General features: G+C 44.0%; 17 protein-coding genes and 1 other RNA gene. 12 read left to right on the plus strand and 6 right to left on the minus strand.

What is annotated here, in order from left to right; translation table 11 throughout:
- Positions 1–156 precede the first annotated feature (156 nt).
- Positions 157–523, minus strand: a transfer-messenger RNA (tmRNA) gene (gene ssrA / locus ACED28_RS04220).
- A 66-nt stretch (positions 524–589) separates the two neighbouring features.
- On the minus strand, positions 590–1,075 hold the full coding sequence (gene smpB, locus ACED28_RS04225) for an SsrA-binding protein SmpB (protein ID WP_004735156.1): 486 nt from the start codon (positions 1,073–1,075) through the stop codon (positions 590–592).
- Between the two features lie 119 nt (positions 1,076–1,194).
- On the opposite strand from smpB, the gene ACED28_RS04230 reads away from it, so the two are divergent.
- The gene (locus ACED28_RS04230) at positions 1,195–1,623 is read left to right on the plus strand and encodes an SRPBCC family protein (protein WP_004735157.1); all 429 of its coding nucleotides are present in this window, start codon (positions 1,195–1,197) and stop codon (positions 1,621–1,623) included.
- Positions 1,624–1,626: 3 nt separating this feature from the next.
- Entirely contained in the window at positions 1,627–1,938 is a 312-nt protein-coding gene (locus ACED28_RS04235; protein ID WP_009848325.1) for an RnfH family protein, read from the plus strand.
- Positions 1,939–2,094: 156 nt separating this feature from the next.
- On the opposite strand, the gene bamE is transcribed toward ACED28_RS04235, so the two are convergent.
- From bamE to nadK, 3 genes are all read right to left on the minus strand, one after another.
- The gene (gene bamE / locus ACED28_RS04240) at positions 2,095–2,454 is read right to left on the minus strand and encodes an outer membrane protein assembly factor BamE (RefSeq protein ID WP_009848326.1); all 360 of its coding nucleotides are present in this window, start codon (positions 2,452–2,454) and stop codon (positions 2,095–2,097) included.
- A 167-nt stretch (positions 2,455–2,621) separates the two neighbouring features.
- Entirely contained in the window at positions 2,622–4,286 is a 1,665-nt protein-coding gene (gene recN / locus ACED28_RS04245; protein ID WP_102250028.1) for a DNA repair protein RecN, read from the minus strand.
- 294 nt (positions 4,287–4,580) lie between these two features.
- Positions 4,581–5,465, minus strand: coding sequence for an NAD(+) kinase (gene nadK / locus ACED28_RS04250; protein WP_009848328.1), 885 nt, complete (start codon positions 5,463–5,465; stop codon positions 4,581–4,583).
- Between the two features lie 143 nt (positions 5,466–5,608).
- Between nadK and grpE the strand changes: the two genes are divergently transcribed.
- From grpE to dnaJ, 4 genes are all read left to right on the plus strand, one after another.
- Positions 5,609–6,190 carry a nucleotide exchange factor GrpE gene (gene grpE / locus ACED28_RS04255; RefSeq protein WP_009848329.1) on the plus strand — a complete coding sequence of 194 codons (582 nt, stop codon included), beginning with the start codon at positions 5,609–5,611 and terminating at the stop codon, positions 6,188–6,190.
- Between the two features lie 387 nt (positions 6,191–6,577).
- Entirely contained in the window at positions 6,578–7,852 is a 1,275-nt protein-coding gene (locus tag ACED28_RS04260; protein ID WP_009848330.1) for a dicarboxylate/amino acid:cation symporter, read from the plus strand.
- 338 nt (positions 7,853–8,190) lie between these two features.
- Positions 8,191–10,104, plus strand: coding sequence for a molecular chaperone DnaK (gene dnaK, locus ACED28_RS04265; RefSeq protein ID WP_009848331.1), 1,914 nt, complete (start codon positions 8,191–8,193; stop codon positions 10,102–10,104).
- Between the two features lie 284 nt (positions 10,105–10,388).
- The gene (gene dnaJ, locus ACED28_RS04270) at positions 10,389–11,534 is read left to right on the plus strand and encodes a molecular chaperone DnaJ (protein ID WP_009848332.1); all 1,146 of its coding nucleotides are present in this window, start codon (positions 10,389–10,391) and stop codon (positions 11,532–11,534) included.
- 143 nt (positions 11,535–11,677) lie between these two features.
- On the opposite strand, the gene ACED28_RS04275 is transcribed toward dnaJ, so the two are convergent.
- Entirely contained in the window at positions 11,678–12,160 is a 483-nt protein-coding gene (locus ACED28_RS04275) for a type IV pilin protein (RefSeq protein ID WP_371709368.1), read from the minus strand.
- Positions 12,161–12,211: 51 nt separating this feature from the next.
- Here ACED28_RS04275 and ACED28_RS04280 point away from each other — a divergent pair, with 51 nt between their 5' ends.
- From ACED28_RS04280 to ACED28_RS04305, 6 genes are all read left to right on the plus strand, one after another.
- Positions 12,212–12,718, plus strand: a complete 507-nt coding sequence (locus ACED28_RS04280) for a GspH/FimT family pseudopilin (protein WP_017103932.1) — start codon at positions 12,212–12,214, stop codon at positions 12,716–12,718.
- A complete protein-coding gene (locus tag ACED28_RS04285) occupies positions 12,699–13,331 on the plus strand; it encodes a PilW family protein (RefSeq protein ID WP_009848335.1) in 633 nt (210 codons plus the stop codon). Before ACED28_RS04280 ends, ACED28_RS04285 begins: the two co-directional genes overlap by 20 nt.
- A complete protein-coding gene (locus ACED28_RS04290) occupies positions 13,328–14,638 on the plus strand; it encodes a hypothetical protein (protein ID WP_371709369.1) in 1,311 nt (436 codons plus the stop codon). Before ACED28_RS04285 ends, ACED28_RS04290 begins: the two co-directional genes overlap by 4 nt.
- Complete coding sequence (locus ACED28_RS04295) at positions 14,628–15,077, plus strand: prepilin-type N-terminal cleavage/methylation domain-containing protein (RefSeq protein ID WP_017101927.1); 450 nt, start codon at positions 14,628–14,630, stop codon at positions 15,075–15,077. The genes ACED28_RS04290 and ACED28_RS04295 overlap by 11 nt, the downstream gene beginning before the upstream one ends.
- Positions 15,078–15,374: 297 nt before the next feature.
- Positions 15,375–16,937: an AbgT family transporter gene (locus tag ACED28_RS04300; protein WP_012603342.1), complete on the plus strand. Its 1,563-nt coding sequence runs from the start codon at positions 15,375–15,377 to the stop codon at positions 16,935–16,937.
- A gap of 236 nt (positions 16,938–17,173) precedes the next feature.
- On the plus strand, positions 17,174–18,463 hold the full coding sequence (locus ACED28_RS04305) for a hemolysin family protein (protein ID WP_012603343.1): 1,290 nt from the start codon (positions 17,174–17,176) through the stop codon (positions 18,461–18,463).
- Positions 18,464–18,522 lie beyond the last annotated feature (59 nt).

Consider the following 18,522-nt stretch of genomic DNA (forward strand, 5'->3'; position numbering starts at 1 on the left):
TAGGTATGGTGCTTTAATCAGCGTGTTACATTGAATGTTACTTCATGGAAGAGATTAGATGAAATTCAGTGAGACGCCTTGATACTGATCAATTAAGACTTTTCAAGGGTTTAAAACCAAAAACGGGACGTCCTGAGACGTCCCGATACACGTGTTTGGTGGAGCTGGCGGGAGTTGAACCCGCGTCCAAAAATCATTCATCATTGGTACTACATGCTTAGTCGATCTTTAATTTCACCAGCAACCTGCGAACCGACACGCTAGTTAAAGGCTAACCTGAATTGTTATTCGCGCTTTTCCTCTCAGGTGGGAGAATCCGCGCTAGCTAGTTTGGGTTTGATCTCTTATTGGTCCCCGTCTTACGAGCGGAAGCTAGGGTAAGAGAGCTCTGAGCAGGTTATTAAGCTGCTAGTGCGTAGTTTTCGTCGTTTGCGACTATTTTTTTGCGGCTTTTAACGTGGCCAACCGCCCCACGGCATGCACCTCAGACTTCAAAATTCCTGTCGAATCCTAAATCAGCCCCAAGTGTTATTTGCATAGTACCAGAAAAGCATTGCCTGTCTAGCACTGTGCGTTTAAGTGCTTAAAATTAACGCAAATTACTCTTCATAATTCGTGCTTTATCTCTCGCCCAGTCTTTTTCTTTCATATCAGTACGTTTATCGTGCAGCTTTTTACCTTTCGCTACACCAACTTTAATCTTCGCCCAAGAGCGAGACCAGTAAAGTGCGGTTGCGACAAGTGTCATGCCTTCACGGTTAATACGACCGATAAGGTTGTCGAGCTCTTTTCTCGACATAAGTAGTTTACGGATACGTGTTGGGTTCGCCACGATATGAGTACTCGCCTGAGTGAGCGGAGTGATCGTCATACCACTGATGAATGCTTCGCCGTCTCGGATGTAGACGTAGCTTTCTGCGATATTGGTTTTGCCTTCACGTAGGGATTTTACTTCCCAGCCTTGTAGCTCAAGCCCCGCTTCTATCTCATCATCGATGAAATATTCGTGGCGAGCTTTCTTATTAAGCGCAATAGTATTACTACCGGCTTTTGATTTTGATTTATTCTTTGCCATAATGGCCTCATTATACGGATTGCACCCTAGTTGGGGAATCCTTTTTATTTGCGCTCTGGCCCAATACAATTAAAATTGCAGTTTGTGTTAATGTAACGCTGTCTTTAACAGGAGTCTATATGCCAAAGGTTACTCGTTCAGCATTAGTGTCGTTTAGTGCCGACCAGATGTTCAGCTTGGTCAATGATGTTGCTCGTTATCACGAGTTTTTGCCAGGGTGTTCTGGTTCACGTGTGATCGAATCTTCAGATTCAACGATGGTGGCTTCGGTTGATGTCTCTAAAGCGGGTATCAGTAAAACATTTACCACATCGAACCGCTTAGCGGATGGCGCTGAGATCTTGATGGAGCTGGTGGACGGCCCGTTTAAAAAGCTACAGGGCGGTTGGTATTTTACTCCGCTCGATGAGCAAGCGTGTAAGGTTGAGCTTAAGTTAGAGTTTGAATTCTCTAGCCGAATGATTGAAATGGCATTTGGTAAGGTTTTCAATGAGCTGACGAGTAATATGGTCAGTGCTTTTACTCAACGCGCGAAACAGGTCTACTAAGCCATGACTATTGAATCGGATATGATCCACGTTGAGGTTGTGTTTGCACTTCCGCATGAACAGCGTGTGTTTACTTTAGTAGTAAACAAGCACGCGACCGTTGAAGAGATCATTGCGCAGTCTGGCGTTTTGGAATTGTACCCAGAGATCGACTTAGCAAAAAACAAGGTTGGCGTATTCAGCCGCAACGTTAAGCTAGATGCGACGGTTCGCGATAAAGATCGTATCGAAATCTACCGAGCACTGTTAGCCGATCCAAAAGAGATCCGCCGTAAGCGTGCTGAGCAAGCGAAAGCAGCCGCAGCTAAATCGTAGTGCTAAAAAAATTCGACTAAGAAGAGAGCTCGCAATGTTGGCGAGCTTTTTTGTGCCTGTTGGTTAGACACGCAGCTAATTTGTTAGCAGATATTAAAAAGCCTGCTCGTGTGAAGTGAGCAGGCTTTTGCGATTCATACCTTGTCGACTGGAAAGCTAGCGAAGGCTTTCGAAGAACTCATCACTGGCTTCAAAATCACCATTGATCGTTACTAGAGTGCCAGTGGCATCAAAGTTCACGACAAGGTTTTTCTGGATAGGGTCGTTATGGCCTTTTTGGTGGTGGTAAATGTAGTACCACGTATCTGGATAGCCATTTTCGATAAGCATAGGTGAGCCCATAACGTAACGAACTTGTGTTTTTGTCATGCCAAACTTGAGCTGGTCGACAGCTTCTTGTTCAACATAGTTACCCTGATTGATGTCAATTCGATAAACCAACTTCTCTAGTAGAGAGCAACCGGTCAACATTGTTAGTGCAAGTGGAACTGCAACTAACCACTTTTTAATTCGCATAGTTTGAGATCTTTCTTCGCTAAAATACTGCCTGATAATAAACAAGCTCCAGCAAGAAGTAAAAAGCTCCTTGCGCTTTGAGCTTGTTATGACTGGCAATTTTGAATTAAGTTGCAAAATTGCCAAGAATTTTCGGTAAATTATCAGAAAGTTGCTGAATATGTAACCTATGCTGCGATTAATAACTCTTTTGCGTTGGCAAGCGTCGATTCGGTAATTTGGCTGCCACCAAGCAGTCGAGCAAGCTCTGAAACGCGTTGTTGTTCATCAAGCGTGTGCATTTGAGTCTCGGTTTTACCTGATTTCGTGTTCTTCGCAACAAACAGCTGTTGGTGACCGCAACCGGCAACTTGAGGTAAATGTGTCACACACATCACTTGCGTAGATTCGCCCAGTTTTCGAAGCATTTTTCCGACAACCGCAGCGGTTGGTCCACTGATACCCACATCGACTTCATCGAAAATCAGGCTTGGTGTATCCACTTTTTGCGCTGTGATCACCTGAATCGCTAGTGAGATTCGTGATAACTCGCCACCAGAAGCCACTTTAGCAATGGGCTGCATTGGTTGACCTGGGTTGGTCGAAACAATGAAGGTCACGTTATCCATACCTAATGGAGAAGAGTGTGTGTTGGTGTTGTTTACTTCAATGGCAAACTGCGCTTTTTCCATGCTCAGTTCATGCATGCTTTGCGTGATCAGCTTGTTGAGTTCTTTTGCGTAACGAGTTCGAGATTTATGAAGCTTCTCTGATTTAGCCACGAACGACTGGTACTGGTTTTCTACCTCGTTTGCCAATTCTTCCAACTTTTCATCAGAGCAATCAAGCGCTTCAACTTGTTGTAATAAGTCTTGATGGTGCTTATAAAGCTCTTCTGGCAACACGTGATGTTTACGAGACATCGACATTACTTTTGAGAAGCGCTCTTCAACGTAAGCCATACGACCTGGATCGACATCAATGCTATCTAGGTATGTTCTTAACTCGTTATTGGTTTCTTCTATCTGAATAATGGCTTCAGACAATAAGTTTGGTAACTCAGCCAATCTTTCATCTAGCTCCGCTAACTGAATTAAGGAGTTATTGGCCGATTGCAGAATACCAAGCGCATTAACTTCTTCGCCTTCATAAATAAGCTCGATAGCTTGTTGGCAGGTTGTGGCCAGTTCTCCGCTATTGGAGAGGCGCTTATGCTCTTGTTCGAGGTCTTCATATTCTTCCTCCCCAATAGACAGCTCATTTAACTCTTTGATTTGGTATTCAAGAAGTTGTTTTTGAGCTTGGTTTTGCTGGCTATTTTCACGTAACTCTTTCAAGTGGTTATCGGCTTGTCGCCAGGCTTGGTAAGCATTACGTGTCGATTTCAATAAGTTCAAGTGACCTGCGTATTGATCAAGCATGGCCATTTGGTAATCGCTTTTCATCAACTGATGGTGCGCGTGCTGACCATGAATGTTGATCAACAGCTGTCCAAGCGATTTTAATTGTGAAAGAGGCACGGGACTGCCGTTGATGAATGCGCGAGAGCGACCTTCTTTAGAGATGGTTCTGCGTAGGATGCATTCACCGCCATCAAGCAGTTCATTGTCTTCTAACCAGCGGGTAGCATGCAGATTGTTCTCAAGTAAAAAAGCGGCACTGACTTCGGTTTTTTCTTCACCTTGTCGAACCATTCCTGCATCAGATCTTCCTCCAAGACACAAGCCTAAAGCGTCGATAGCGATAGATTTACCCGCACCAGTTTCTCCGGTGATTGTTGTCATGCCTTTAGAGAGTTCTAGCTGTAAAGACTTAACAATAGCGAAATTATTAACACTTAGATGAGCCAGCATTTTTATTTACCTGTATAACTGAATAATACTGTATATAAGTCCAGTATATACTGTTTCTTTATACAGTAAAGTCGGTGGGTGAAATTTTTTTGCGACAGATCTCAGAATTGAGGTTGTCTGTAGATCACTGAAACCGCAGTAGATTCCCAATTCAGTTGTTCCTCCCTGTCGGGAGTGGAGGTATAAGGAATTGCAGAGAAGCTAGAGCCGACGGGCTTTCTATGGGCAATAAAAAAGGCTGACGAATGTCGTCAGCCTTTCAAATTTTCGGTTACCACTGGCGCTTTTATTCTTTTAGAACAACTTACTCGACCAGCCTAGTTTGTTACGCAGAACATGGTAGTAGTTGTAGTCTTTAGGGTGGATCAGCTTGAGCACATTCGGACTTTGGTAAATGTGGATCTCATCGCCAGGAGAAACTGGTAGCGAGATTTGGCCATCGCAGCTGACTTCCTGTGTACCGCGGTTATCTGGCGATACGATCAGCTTGATACGACGTTTTCCATCCACCACAAGTGGTCGGCTTGAAAGGGTGTGCGGGAACATCGGTACTAATGAAATTGCATTTAAGCTTGATGACAGGATAGGACCACCACCAGAAAGCGAATAGGCGGTTGAACCTGTCGGTGTTGATACGATCAAGCCATCAGAACGCTGTGAGAAGGCGAAGCTGTCATCGATATACACTTCGAACTCGATCATATGTGCGACTTGACCGGGGTGAAGTACTGCTTCGTTGAGTGCGGCGTTGTGGCTTTTTATTTGGCCATGACGATGAATTTCAGTTTCAAGTAAGAAGCGCTCTTCTTCCATGAATTCACCCTTGAGTACATCAGTAAGCGCACTTTGGAAGTTTTCAGGATTAAGATCGGTAAGGAAACCTAGGTTACCTCGGTTTACGCCAATCACTGAAATATCGAAACGTGACAAGATTCTAGCGGCACCGAGCATATTTCCGTCACCACCCACCACAATGGCGAGATCGGCGCGTTTACCTAATTCAATTAGGCTAGAAAAATGTTCTTGTGGGATATCGTCTAAAATTGTAGCGAGTCTGTCATCCACAAACACTTGATAACCCTCAGTACTTAACCACTGATAGAGCTCTCTATGAGTCTGAATTGCTTGCTGATCTCGAGGTTTACCAATAATGGCGATGACTTCAAATGGCTTTTTCATAACGTTTCCAAACGAATTAGGCTTGAATCAAAATTCTTCATCCCCATAATAAAGGCAAGTTGAACGTCTATGCGAGTGTTTTATATCAATTTGGGGTGCAAACACACCTGTCACTTGCATTGAAAACGAATTCTGGAGAGATCATGAGCAACGAAGAAAACAAAGTAACGGAAGAAGAGCTAGATCAAATCATTGCTGAAGCTGAGAAAGTTGAAGAAGCTGAGCTAAATGAAGAGTCTGTTGATGAGCAAGAAGCAAAAATCGCTCAACTAGAAGCTGCACTACTTTCTAGCGAATCTAAAGTGAAAGAGCAGCAAGATTCTGTTCTTCGCGCAAAAGCTGAAGTTGAAAACATGCGTCGCCGTAGCGAGCAAGAAATTGATAAGGCGCGTAAATTCGCTTTGAACAAGTTTGCTGAAGGTCTACTTCCTGTCATCGACAACCTAGAGCGTGCAATGCAAGCGGCAGATGCTGAAAACGAAGTGGTTAAGCCACTGTTTGAAGGTGTTGAGCTAACGCACAAAACGTTCGTAGACACAGTTGCTAAGTTTGGTCTTAAAGAGATCAACCCTGAAGGTGAAGTGTTCAACCCTGAATTCCACCAAGCGATGTCTATCCAAGAAAGTCCAGATCACGAATCAAACACGGTTATGTTCGTAATGCAAAAAGGTTACGAGTTAAACGGTCGTGTGGTTCGCCCTGCGATGGTTATGGTTGCTAAGTAATGACGTGTTACGCTGCCAAGTGATTGAGTCGCGCATTGACTGAGTAGTCGCGGCGACAAAATAAATCACTGGTTTACGTAAAATGGAAAGAGAGGCATATGCCTCTCTTTTTTTGTGCCTATAACTTGAGATCCCACGTAAATAGTCACCAAAACCGCATTAAGAATGTTGTTCCTTTTATATTACCCAGAACAATGATTTAGAGTTTTATCTTATGAAACTGGTTGTTAATGAAGAAATGTTTTGATGTCACACTTGTAATGTTTTTGTAAATAAATACTTTTAATTGTTATCTTTGTATGTAAAATCCACTGCGATATAGCGATTTAACTCGCATATATAACTATAAAAGTACAAATTTCAAACACAACAAACTGGAGAAGAACGATGGATAAATCGCTCTCAAGTAAGATTTTTGTAGGCTTGTTTGCCGGCCTACTTATTGGTACTGCTATTCAGTACCTATTCAACGGTATTGCAGTATTTGATACTTACCTGCTAGGTCTAGCAGAAGGTGTCGGTGGTATGTTTGTCTCTTTGATCAAACTATTGGTTGTTCCACTGGTATACGTATCTATCGTTTGCGGAATTGTTGAATTGAAAGACATCCGTTCTTTCGGTCGCCTAGGTGGTAAAACTTTTGCTCTTTACATTATCAACACCATCATCGCGATTTCTGCAGCCTTAACTGTTGGCCTTATTTTCCAACCGGGTGCTGGTGCAGATTTAGCCGGAACGATCTCTGAGACAGTTCAACTAACAACAACTGAAACTCCAGATATCTTCTCTCTTGTTGTGAACATCGTTCCTAGCAACCCAGTTCAGGCGTTTGCAAGCGGCGACATGCTACAGATCATCTTCATGGCAATTTTGACTGGTCTTGCTATTCAGGCTCTTGATTCACGTGGCGGTCCAGCGATCAAAACGTTCAAGATGGCTAACGAAATCATGATGAAGCTTATCGGCCTAGTAATGAGCTTGGCGCCATTTGGTGTATTCGCTCTGATGATTCAACTAGGTGCGACACTGAACGCCGAGACACTTATGTCTGTAGCTGGCTATGTAGCGCTTGTTGTTGCGATGCTAGTGTTCTGGATTTTCTTCTTCTACCCAATGATGGTTGGTATCGCGACAGGTATTACGCCTAAGCAATTCCTACGTGCAACTCGTGAGCAAATCCTTTTCTCACTATCGACGGCAAGTTCGAACGCGACTATCCCAGTAACAATGCGCACTCTAACTGAAAAGCTTGGTGTATCAAGATCTGTGGCAGGCTTCGGTGTACCACTGGGTGCGACAATGAACATGTCTGGTGTCTCTATCTACATCGCACTAGCGACAATGTTCGTAGCAAACGCATTCGGTCAACCAATCAACACGGCTGACATCTTTACTCTGGGTCTAACTATCTTGCTACTGTCTATCGGTGCTGGTGGTGTTCCTGGTGGTGGTGTTGTAATGGTAGGTGTTCTATTGCACCAACTAGGTTTACCACCAGAAGGTCTAGCTATCATTGCTGCGGTAGACCGTATCAACGATATGTTCTGTACTTCTTCTAACGTAGTAGGTGATACAGCGGTTAACACTATCGTTGCTAAGTCTGAAGGCGAAATCGGCGTTGAAACAAACGAAGAAGCTGAGCTAAAGAAAGCAGAAGCGTAATCAGAGATTTTCCTCTATAGATGAAATCTAAGTGGAAAGCCTGAATAGACAAACGGAGCCTAAGTGGCTCCGTTTTTTATTGGGTGATAAACCCAGTTACTGGGCTCATGTGAAGGTAATGATATGTATTCGTGTCTAACCATTCCTTTTATCAAAATAAATGTGAAAAAATCCAGTATCCCCCTTGAAAAGGATTCGTGAGCCCTTATCTATGGTGCATACGAAAGCAAAATACATTTGCATTTAAATTTTGTGTATTAGGGTTGAATCCCTGATTACTACCCCCCACATAGTGGGTATAGCAAAAAACTAAATAGAATTTATTCGGAGAAAGCCTGATGGGTCGAATCATTGGTATTGATTTAGGTACTACTAACTCTTGTGTTGCTGTTCTTGACGGTGACAAACCACGCGTATTAGAAAATGCTGAAGGCGAACGCACAACAGCATCGGTAATCGCATACACTGAAGGCGAGACGCTAGTTGGTCAACCTGCGAAACGTCAAGCTGTTACTAACCCTCAAAACACGCTATACGCGATTAAGCGTCTAATCGGTCGTCGTTTTGAAGATGAAGAAGTTCAACGCGATATCGAAATCATGCCTTTTAACATTGTTAAAGCTGATAACGGTGATGCATGGGTTGAAGCGCAAGGCCAAAAAATGGCTGCTCCTCAAGTATCTGCTGAAGTTCTTAAGAAAATGAAGAAAACAGCTGAAGACTTCCTAGGCGAAGAAGTAACTGGCGCAGTAGTAACTGTTCCTGCTTACTTCAACGATGCTCAACGTCAAGCAACGAAAGATGCTGGCCGTATCGCTGGTCTAGATGTTAAACGTATCATCAACGAACCTACTGCTGCTGCTCTGGCTTACGGCCTAGACAAGCAAGGTGGTGATCGCACTATCGCTGTATACGACCTTGGTGGTGGTACATTCGATATCTCTATCATCGAAATCGATGAAGTAGAAGGCGAGAAGACTTTCGAAGTACTTTCAACTAACGGTGATACTCACCTTGGTGGTGAAGATTTCGATAACCGCATGATCAACTACCTAGTAGATGAGTTCAAGAAAGAGCAAGGTATCGACCTTAAAGCTGATCCACTAGCAATGCAGCGTGTTAAAGAAGCAGCAGAAAAAGCGAAAATCGAGCTTTCTTCTACTACTCAAACTGACGTAAACCTACCTTACGTTACTGCTGATGCGACTGGTCCTAAGCACATGAACATCAAAGTGACTCGCGCGAAGCTTGAGTCTCTAGTTGAAGACCTAGTTCAACGTTCTCTTGAGCCACTAAAAGTTGCTCTAGCAGATGCTGACCTATCTGTAGGCGAAATCACTGACGTTATCCTAGTAGGTGGTCAGACTCGTATGCCTATGGTTCAAGCTAAAGTAACTGAATTCTTCGGTAAAGAGCCACGTAAAGACGTGAACCCTGACGAAGCTGTTGCAATGGGTGCTGCTGTTCAAGGTGGTGTACTAGCTGGTGAAGTTAAAGACGTTCTTCTTCTAGACGTTACTCCTCTATCTTTCGGTATCGAAACGATGGGCGGCGTAATGACTAAGCTTATCGAGAAAAACACAACTATCCCTACTAAAGCGGATCAAGTGTTCTCTACAGCTGAAGACAACCAAAGCGCAGTAACTATCCACGTTCTTCAAGGTGAGCGTAAGCAAGCGACTTACAACAAGTCTCTTGGTCAGTTCAACCTAGAAGGTATCCAACCAGCACCACGTGGCATGCCACAAGTTGAAGTAACATTCGACCTAGATGCTGATGGTATCCTGAACGTATCTGCTAAAGATAAAGCGACAGGTAAAGAGCAGAAGATCACTATCCAAGCATCAGGCGGTTTGTCTGAGGAAGAGATCGAAGCAATGGTTCAAGAAGCAGAAGCTAACAAAGAAGCTGACAAGAAGTTCGAAGAGCTAGTAACTGCACGTAACCAAGCTGATCAAATGATTCACGGCACTAAGAAGCAAGTAGAAGAAGCTGGTGAAGCTCTACCTGCAGACGAGAAAGCTAAAATCGAAGCAGCTATCGAAGCTCTAGAATCAGTTAAGTCTGGTGACGACAAAGAAGCTATCGACGCTAAAGTTCAAGAACTTATGCAAGCAGCTCAAAAGCTAATGGAAATTGCTCAACAGAAAGCTCAAGCTGAACAAGCTGGTGCTGACGCTGGTGAACAACCTAAGCAAGACGACGATGTGGTAGACGCTGAGTTCGAAGAAGTTAAAGAAGACAAGAAGTAATTTCGTTGCAGAGTAGCCTGATTTCGTTGTCGGAAGTGCTTACCTACTAACGTAGGCTCCACGCTTCCTCCTAGAACTCAAGCTATCTGCTTAGAAATTTGTCTCAAAGACTTATTATTGCGGGCGTCAGAGGTAACTCTCACGCCCGTAAATTTGTATTTAGACTTGTCGATCTAGATAATAGCTTTATTCGGCGTTTCAGCCGGCAGAACTTTTATCTAGATTGATACACAGACTGCTGAAGTGATCATTCGGCAGTAGCAATTATTTTGGTGACCTAGAACATGTCAAAACGTGATTTTTACGAAGTATTAGGCGTAAGCCGCGATGCATCAGAGCGCGATATTAAAAAAGCGTACAAACGCTTAGCGATGAAATTCCACCCAGACCGTAACCAGGGTGATGACAGCGCAGCAGACAAATTTAAAGAAGTAAAAGTAGCGTACGAGATCCTAACCGATGCTCAAAAGAAAGCAGCTTACGACCAATACGGCCACGCAGCTTTTGAACAAGGTGGCATGGGTGGCGGCGGTTACGGCGGCGGTGGCCAAGGTGACTTCGGCGATATCTTCGGTGACGTATTTGGCGATATCTTCGGCGGCGGTCGTCGTGGTGGTGGTCAAGCGCGTGCACAACGTGGTTCTGATTTGCGTTACAACATGGAGCTTTCTCTAGAAGAAGCCGTTCGTGGTGTATCTAAAGAGATTGAAGTACCAACACTTGTTGAATGTGACATTTGTGATGGTAGCGGCGCGAAAGCGGGTTCTTCTGCACAAACGTGTGGTACTTGTCATGGCCACGGCCAGGTACAAATGCGCCAAGGTTTCTTTGCGGTTCAACAGACTTGTCCTACTTGTAATGGTAAAGGCAAGATCATCAAAGACCCATGTAACTCATGTCATGGTCAAGGTCGCAAACAGAAGACGAAAACGCTTAACGTTAAGATCCCAGCAGGTGTTGATACTGGTGATCGCATTCGTCTATCTGGCGAAGGCGAAGCAGGGGAGCACGGCGCTCCAGCTGGCGACTTGTACGTACAAGTACACGTAAAAGAGCACAATATCTTTGAGCGTGACGGCAACAACCTTTACTGTGAAGTGCCAGTAAGCTTCTCTATGGCTGCTTTAGGGGGTGAAGTTGAAGTTCCAACACTCGATGGCCGTGTAAACCTTAAAGTGCCAGAAGAGACACAAACGGGCCGTATGTTCCGTATGCGTGGCAAAGGCGTGAAAGGCGTTCGTGGCGGCGGTGTGGGTGACCTAATCGTTAAGCTAGTGGTTGAAACACCGGTTAAGCTAAGCTCTCGTCAAAAAGAACTACTGCGTGAATTTGAAGAAACATGTTGTGGTGAAGCTGCAAGCAAGCACAAGCCAAAATCTGAAGGTTTCTTCAGCGGCGTGAAAAACTTCTTTGATGACCTAACTAAGTAATCAGTTCAGTGATTTGGTAGCTTAAGTTACTAATAAAAAATAAAACCTGCTCATGTAGCAGGTTTTTTTGTGTCTGAAGATAGTGTTTTCAAAGTGATGTTATACCTTTGGCTTCAGATTTTACGCGGTTCCTGATTTCTACATTACTTCCAACACGCGTGAGGCTCTGAAACACCTGAGTGATGTAGCTCCAGAATATCAGTCGGTGAGTCTAAGCAGTCATCATTTGTCTGTGGTGCGTGTGGTTCAGCTTGAATGGAGTATGAGGTACTGCTAGCCGAAATTGTTAGTGTATACCTGCTTGTATCGGTATCGCAAAACGAGCACGTCCCTCCAGAAACTATGTTTCCAGCAGCCGTGGCATAATTTCCGGCGTAAGCACTCTCAAGTTCAAGTTGAATTTTTGCCATATCTCCTATCGCTGTCATTCGATGCGATTTTAAAACATGGCTTGTGTAGCTTGGATAAGCTATTGCACTGAGTACTCCTACAATGGCAACAGCGATCAATAATTCGATCAGTGTCATTCCTTTCATACTTAAATTGTTGTTGTTACATCTTTTTATTCGAATCTTCACGAGTAGTTTCCTTTCATAACCCTGTCCATTTTTCTCGGGTGGTAGCATCGGTGCAAGATTAAATATGCTTACGCACCTGATTACATAGGAATTTGGGAAATGACTCGCGGGTTTACTTTATTAGAGCTGTTAATAACGGTGTCGATACTGTCGATATTGGTAGCGACGGCTGCTCCGAGTTTTAGTTCAGTCACCCAAACAGTCAAGATACAGCGCGTTGCTGGGGAGTTGAATGGTTTCTTAGTACAGGCAAAGTCTGAGTCTGTGAAAAGAAATCAAAAACTCTGGGTACATTTCTCGACGGCTAAAAATGAAGAGCAATCTACGGGGGAGTGGACAGTATGGTTGAAGCCTACGGAAGATCTGTCTGGTGATACATTGCTGATGTTGTCGGGAGAACCGTTTCGAGATTTATCGTTTTCTCATAACTATACAGGCTCAAAAATCAGCTTTGAAAGTGTAAGAGGAAGGCCTGCCAGAGGTACGATTTACTTGGCTCCTAAAAGTGCTTCAACCGACCGGCTTTTGATTAAACTATCTAGCCCTCCGGGGCGAATTAAAGTGTGCGGCGAATCAGGCGATCAGTATGGTTACTATGCTTGCTAAGGCCCGCAGTAGAAGCTTGCGAAAGCAAAAGGGCGCATCTCTCATTGAACTGATGGTCACCTCCGTTATTGGTGTATTCGCGATTGCTATTATCGGCAGCGTATTTATGACGGGGCACAGAATAGCCAAAGATAAAGGCATTGAGCTATTGCTGCTGCAAAACCTTACGAGCACGATGCAGGTAATGAAAGAAGATATTCAACGAGCAGGCTACGATGGTTCAAATGGAGAGTCCCTGAAGCTATTAGATGCCGTTAATACGATTCATGTTAGCGGTGGTGTTGAGGTGGGGTTCGTCTATTTGAAAGAGGGATCAACTGACGGAAAAAATTACAGGAATATCGTGTATAAAAAGGAGGGGACTCGATTGAAAGTTTGTGAAAAGGGCGTTCTTACTCCAGGGAACATTTTAGCCCATGATCAAGTTACCTCATGCTACTCACTTTTCGACGATAGCATTATTTCCGTCGACGATTTATCAATATCCTCACAAGTGTTGAGCAAAAATGGGGTGAGCACTACGCTCACTGATTTGAATATTGTTGCGTCAATTCCGAGTGCTGGGATCTCTAAAGGCGTCGCTATAACCGTTAAGCAAAGGAATTGGCAATGACCTCGGTAAAGCAGCAAGCTGGAGTGGCTACGTTGTTAATCACATCTGTTTTAGTGTTGAGTGCTTTAATTGTTACTTTGGGCACCTATCGCAGTGTTTTTCATCAAATTAAGGTCGCGCAGAATGAAGTTCAAGTCCGCAAAGCTCATTGGAACGCCGAGGCTGGGTTGGAGTGTGGTTTTACCTATATAGCTGAAAATGATCTCACGGCAATTCCCAATGATTTAATGAATCACTGTCAGCAGTCGAAAGTCCTTACGTTGAAATCAGATAACCTAACACCGAATATATTGGTGTCGAGTGCTCACTATTTATCTCTGAACAAAGAGATAAGTTTTAACAATTCGTCGGGGCTAGGGGCGATGCAAACCAATTCGAGTTTGGAGTTTATTTCTGATCACAATATCGATATTACCCCAGATATTAGTCTTACTGCGGTCGGTGGTATTAACGAATGTGTGTCTGCTCGGTTCTTAGATAGTGTGATCTATAAAAACCAAGGCGGCGGGCGTTTGAAGACAATCACACCTACGGGCGGTATCCCTCCTTTTCCTACCTTTGAGTCTTGCCAACCGACAACCGATATTAACCGCAATGCAACCATTGATTCAGTTGGGTCATTGCCTTCAAATGCTTTTCAATCAGATTTCAAATTTGACCCAGCCATCGATACTTTCTCTAATTACTTTGGGGTATCTAAAACGCCAGAAAATATTGACCAGATTAAGCGTGATTATCATGTGATTGACCTCATTGACAGGACTGTATCTCCCCCCAAGCACATTGATTTATTCAACGGGAAGTATCAAGGTAATAAGTGTAGCCAAGCGATTAATAACGCCTTTACTAGTGGCAAAGATAAGGTGTGGGTGATCGGTGATTGCGTGGTCTATCATCCACCAATTAATGTGGTAGAACCTATCCCCGGTGTTATTACTCCACGTTCATTAGTGATTCAAGATGGCATCGTTGCGAACGGTAATGCAAGTGTGTTTGATGGTTCCTTTTATCACCTAAATGATATGAGCATATACGACGAACCAGCCTCCCCTGATGTTGATACGGACCTATTGAGCGGCTTATGGGCGAAAGTTCCAAATACGATACCTATCGCCGGCTTAGTGCAGAACAATTCGGTTTATATTGGATTTGCTTCTTTTTTTCCCAAGGGAGGGATGTTCTTTGATTCAGTTGGCGGGTTATCGACAATTCAAGGTTCGATTAACTTAGATTACACAGGCGAATACAACCCCCATAGTGTTCCTTTGAAAGCCAAATGGAAAAAGGGATCATGGAATGACTTATAAACATTCCGGTTTTAGCTTGATAGAGGTCCTGATCTCTTTTCTATTGATCGGTATCGCTTCGCTAGGGTTGGTTAAGCTACAGGTCTATGCAGAACAAAAATCGGATTACGCGTTGCACAGTGTAGAAGCGCTTCATTTTGCTGAAAGGCAGATGGAGTATTATCGAACTCGTGTATCGGATGTGGGGGGAGCTGTAGGGTTAATCCTTTTTACGGATCTCAATCAAGCGGACTACTGTCGCAATGCGACAAGTTCGGATCCTTTATCTGGTTTGTCGGGCTCTGGGTATACGATGAGCTGTGAGGTGACAAATGCCAGTGGTGCCTTGTCTCACGCTTTGAAAAACATTACGGTGACTGTTGCATGGCGAGATCGCATGAACCGTGCGCAAAGCATTCGCCTCGAAACTATGCTCTCCAAATACAGTGAGTTTGATTGATCTATTAAGCAAACGTTTACTGCATGCCAAGCCCTACGCTTCTCCTTTACTGATAGTTTTCACTCCTCGGACATTGTTTACGTGCCAGTTAAAACTCTGTATATGGAATGGTGTTTTTTGTGTTTTTATATTGTTGCTGTTGTACAGTATTTTTGCAAAATATGTCTCCATTTATGGAAAATGATGTGGAACCTTGTGCTTTTTAACAGCGACTTTAATAGAATATGTGCTGTACCAATAGGCCATGGTCAAAACTTATATTAGGCCTAAACAAACAACATCACATATGGAGTTACAATGAGTAACCAAGCCGTAAAAAAAGCACCATCGACTGAGAAGATCAGTGGTATGGACCGCTTTCTAAACTTCATTGAACGCGCCGGCAACAAAATTCCAGATCCAGCAATTCTGTTCTTCTGGGCTCTAGTTATTGTATGGGTAGCATCTGCACTTTTATCGAATCTTTCATTCGACTTAATCAACCCTCAAACGGGTGCTGCTCTTGAAGTAAACAACCTACTTACTGGTGAAGCGCTTGCTAGCTTCCTAGCGAATATGGTTACCACGTTCACAGGCTTCGCACCGCTAGGCATCGTACTTGTTGCTATGCTAGGTGTTGGCGTTGCTGACTCTTCAGGCTTCATTACGACTGGCCTTAAGAAGATGCTTAACTTCACGCCAGCTAAGCTACTAACGCCAATGCTAATTCTTGTTGCTATCGTGTCTCACACAGCAGCAGATGCAGGTTACGTTCTAGTAATCCCTCTTGGCGGTATCATCTTCCACGCAGCGGGTCGTCACCCTCTAGCGGGTATTGCAGCAGCGTTTGCTGGTGTATCAGGTGGTTTCTCAGCGAACTTCATTCCTTCAGGTATTGATCCGCTACTCGCAGGTTTCACTCAAACAGCGGCAAACGTTCTTGACCCTGCATACGTGATCAACCCTCTAGCGAACATCTTCTTTACTGGTTTGTCTTCAATTCTAATTGTGGCAATTGGTTGGTACGTTACAGAGAAAATCATCGAGCCTCGTCTTGCTAATACGCCTGTCGATGAAGATGCAGAACAAGCACCTGATCTAGGTACGTTTACAGCCATTGAATCTAAAGCATTCAAATTCGCTGGTTGGGCAATGGTTGCCGGTATTGGTCTGCTTATCGCGGCTCTAATGCCTGAAAACTCAGCACTTCGTTCACCAGAAGGCGAACTAACGGCGTTCTCAGCACCAGTAATGAAGTCTATCGTTCCTCTGATCTTCATCCTGTTTATTATTCCGGGTATCGTCTACGGCCGTGTAGCGGGTACCTTCAAGAATAGTAATGATGTTATCAAAGCAATGTCTGAGACGATGGCAACGATGGGCGCATACATTGTAATGTCGTTCTTCTGTGCTCAGTTCCTATCAGCATTTGCTCAATCAAACATCGGTACTATGCTGGCGCTTTACGGTGCTGAAGGCTTGAAAGCAATGGATCTTCCTGGTGAAGCAACGGTTGTTGGTATGATTCTACTAACGGCTTCAGTTAACCTTCTTGTAGGTTCAGCTTCAGCTAAGTGGGCACTGATTGGTCCTATCTTAGTTCCTATGTTAATGGTTGTAGGTATCTCTCCTGAGCTATCTCAAGCGGCTTACCGTGTAGGTGATTCAGTGTCTAACATCATCTCTCCACTGATGGTGTTCTTCCCACTGGTTGTTGTTTACTGTCAACGTTACGTTAAGTCGACAGGTATCGGTACTCTAGCTTCTCTAATGATGCCATTCTCGATTGCTATGCTAATCGGTTGGTCTATCTTCTTGCTAGGTTACTGGGCTCTTGGTATCCCGCTAGGTATCCAAGCTCCTTACACTTACACAATGTAAGATAAGTAATAGAAGCAAAAGTTAGTAAGATAAAATCATCGAAGCCCGCACCGAAATATGCGGGCTTTTTTTTGCTATTTTTTTCTGTTTTTTTTATCCAAGATTTTTATAGCCAAGACTTTTTATATCCCAAATTTTCTATATCCCAAACTTTTTATATTCAAAATAAAGGCACTCAGCTTATACTCCGGATTACGGCTAATTGTTGGCCGGTAAATTTAGGAAATCCAAGCCACATGAAGATTCTGCTTTTAGTAGGGTTAATTGTTTTAAATGGTCTGTTTGCCATGTCAGAGATTGCACTGGTAGCAGCAAAGAATAGTCGGCTGAAACGCTTAGCCGAAAAACATCGCTCCGCTCAGGTTGCTCTTGAGCTCAAAGAAAATCCAACCCGCTTCCTTTCAACCATTCAAATCGGTATTACGGTAATCGGCCTACTCAGCGGTATTGTGGGTGAGGCGACGCTTTCTGCTCCACTGGCCGTTCAACTTGAACTGTGGGGACTCGATCCAACACAAGCGAATATCCTGTCTACCACGGTAGTCGTTGTGGGTATTACTTACTTCGCGATTGTTGTAGGTGAGCTAGTGCCAAAACGTTTTGCTCAATCTCAAGCTGAAAACATTGCTGTGCTAGTCGCGCTGCCTATCTTCTGGTTATCTAAAATTGCGACGCCGTTTGTGTTTGCGTTGTCTGCTTCTACGGAAGGTATTCTCAAGTTAATGGGACGTGGTGGCGAAGAAGACAGTGTGACGGAAGATGATATTCATGCACTCGTGAAAGAAGGCTCGGAATCTGGTGTGATTGAACGTGGCGAGCAAGAGATGATTCGCAATATCTTACAGCTTGATGACCGTTTGGTGAGCTCGTTGATGACGCCACGTCGAGACGTCGACTTTCTGGATATTAGCCAACCGGTTGAGCAGATATTTAAAAAGCTGCGCAGTTCAAAGCATAGTGTGTTTCCATTGTGCCAAGACCACCTAAATAAAGTGGTCGGTACGGTGTCAGCCAAAGCCTTATTGAATCAGGCGGGCAATTTAAACATTCAAGTGATCATGGGGCTATCTCGCTCTCCGATCTATGTTCCTGAATCGATGAAGGCTTTACGTCTACTTGGCTATTTTAAAGAGTCGGGTACAGAGATGGCATTCATTGTTGATGAATATGGCGATGTTCAAGGCCTTGTGACTCATTACGATATCCTAGAGGCGATTGCTGGTGAGTTATCGAACAACCCTAAAGATCTTTGGACAGAGCAAGTGGAAGATGGATTGCTGGTGGATGGGTTGATTCCTATCAGTGAACTGAAAAACCGCTTAGAGCTGTCGGATTTTGAGGGTGAAAGCGAGAGCTTCCAAACGTTGAATGGCCTAGTGACTTGGTTAATAGGGCGCTTACCTGATGCAGGTGAAGTTGTTCAATACCAGCAGTGGCAGTTTGAAGTTATCTCTGTTGAGAACAATCGCATTGTGAGTATCAAAGCGACGCAAATAGCCGATGACATAGAAGGCGCCAATAGCTAGCGATCCGCCTAATCAGTAAGCGGCGATTGTTCATTGCCTCTTATCTCTTTATTGTTCAT

The sequence above is a fragment of the Vibrio sp. 1F253 genome (assembly GCF_041439295.1).
GTDB classification, from domain to species: domain Bacteria; phylum Pseudomonadota; class Gammaproteobacteria; order Enterobacterales; family Vibrionaceae; genus Vibrio; species Vibrio tasmaniensis_A.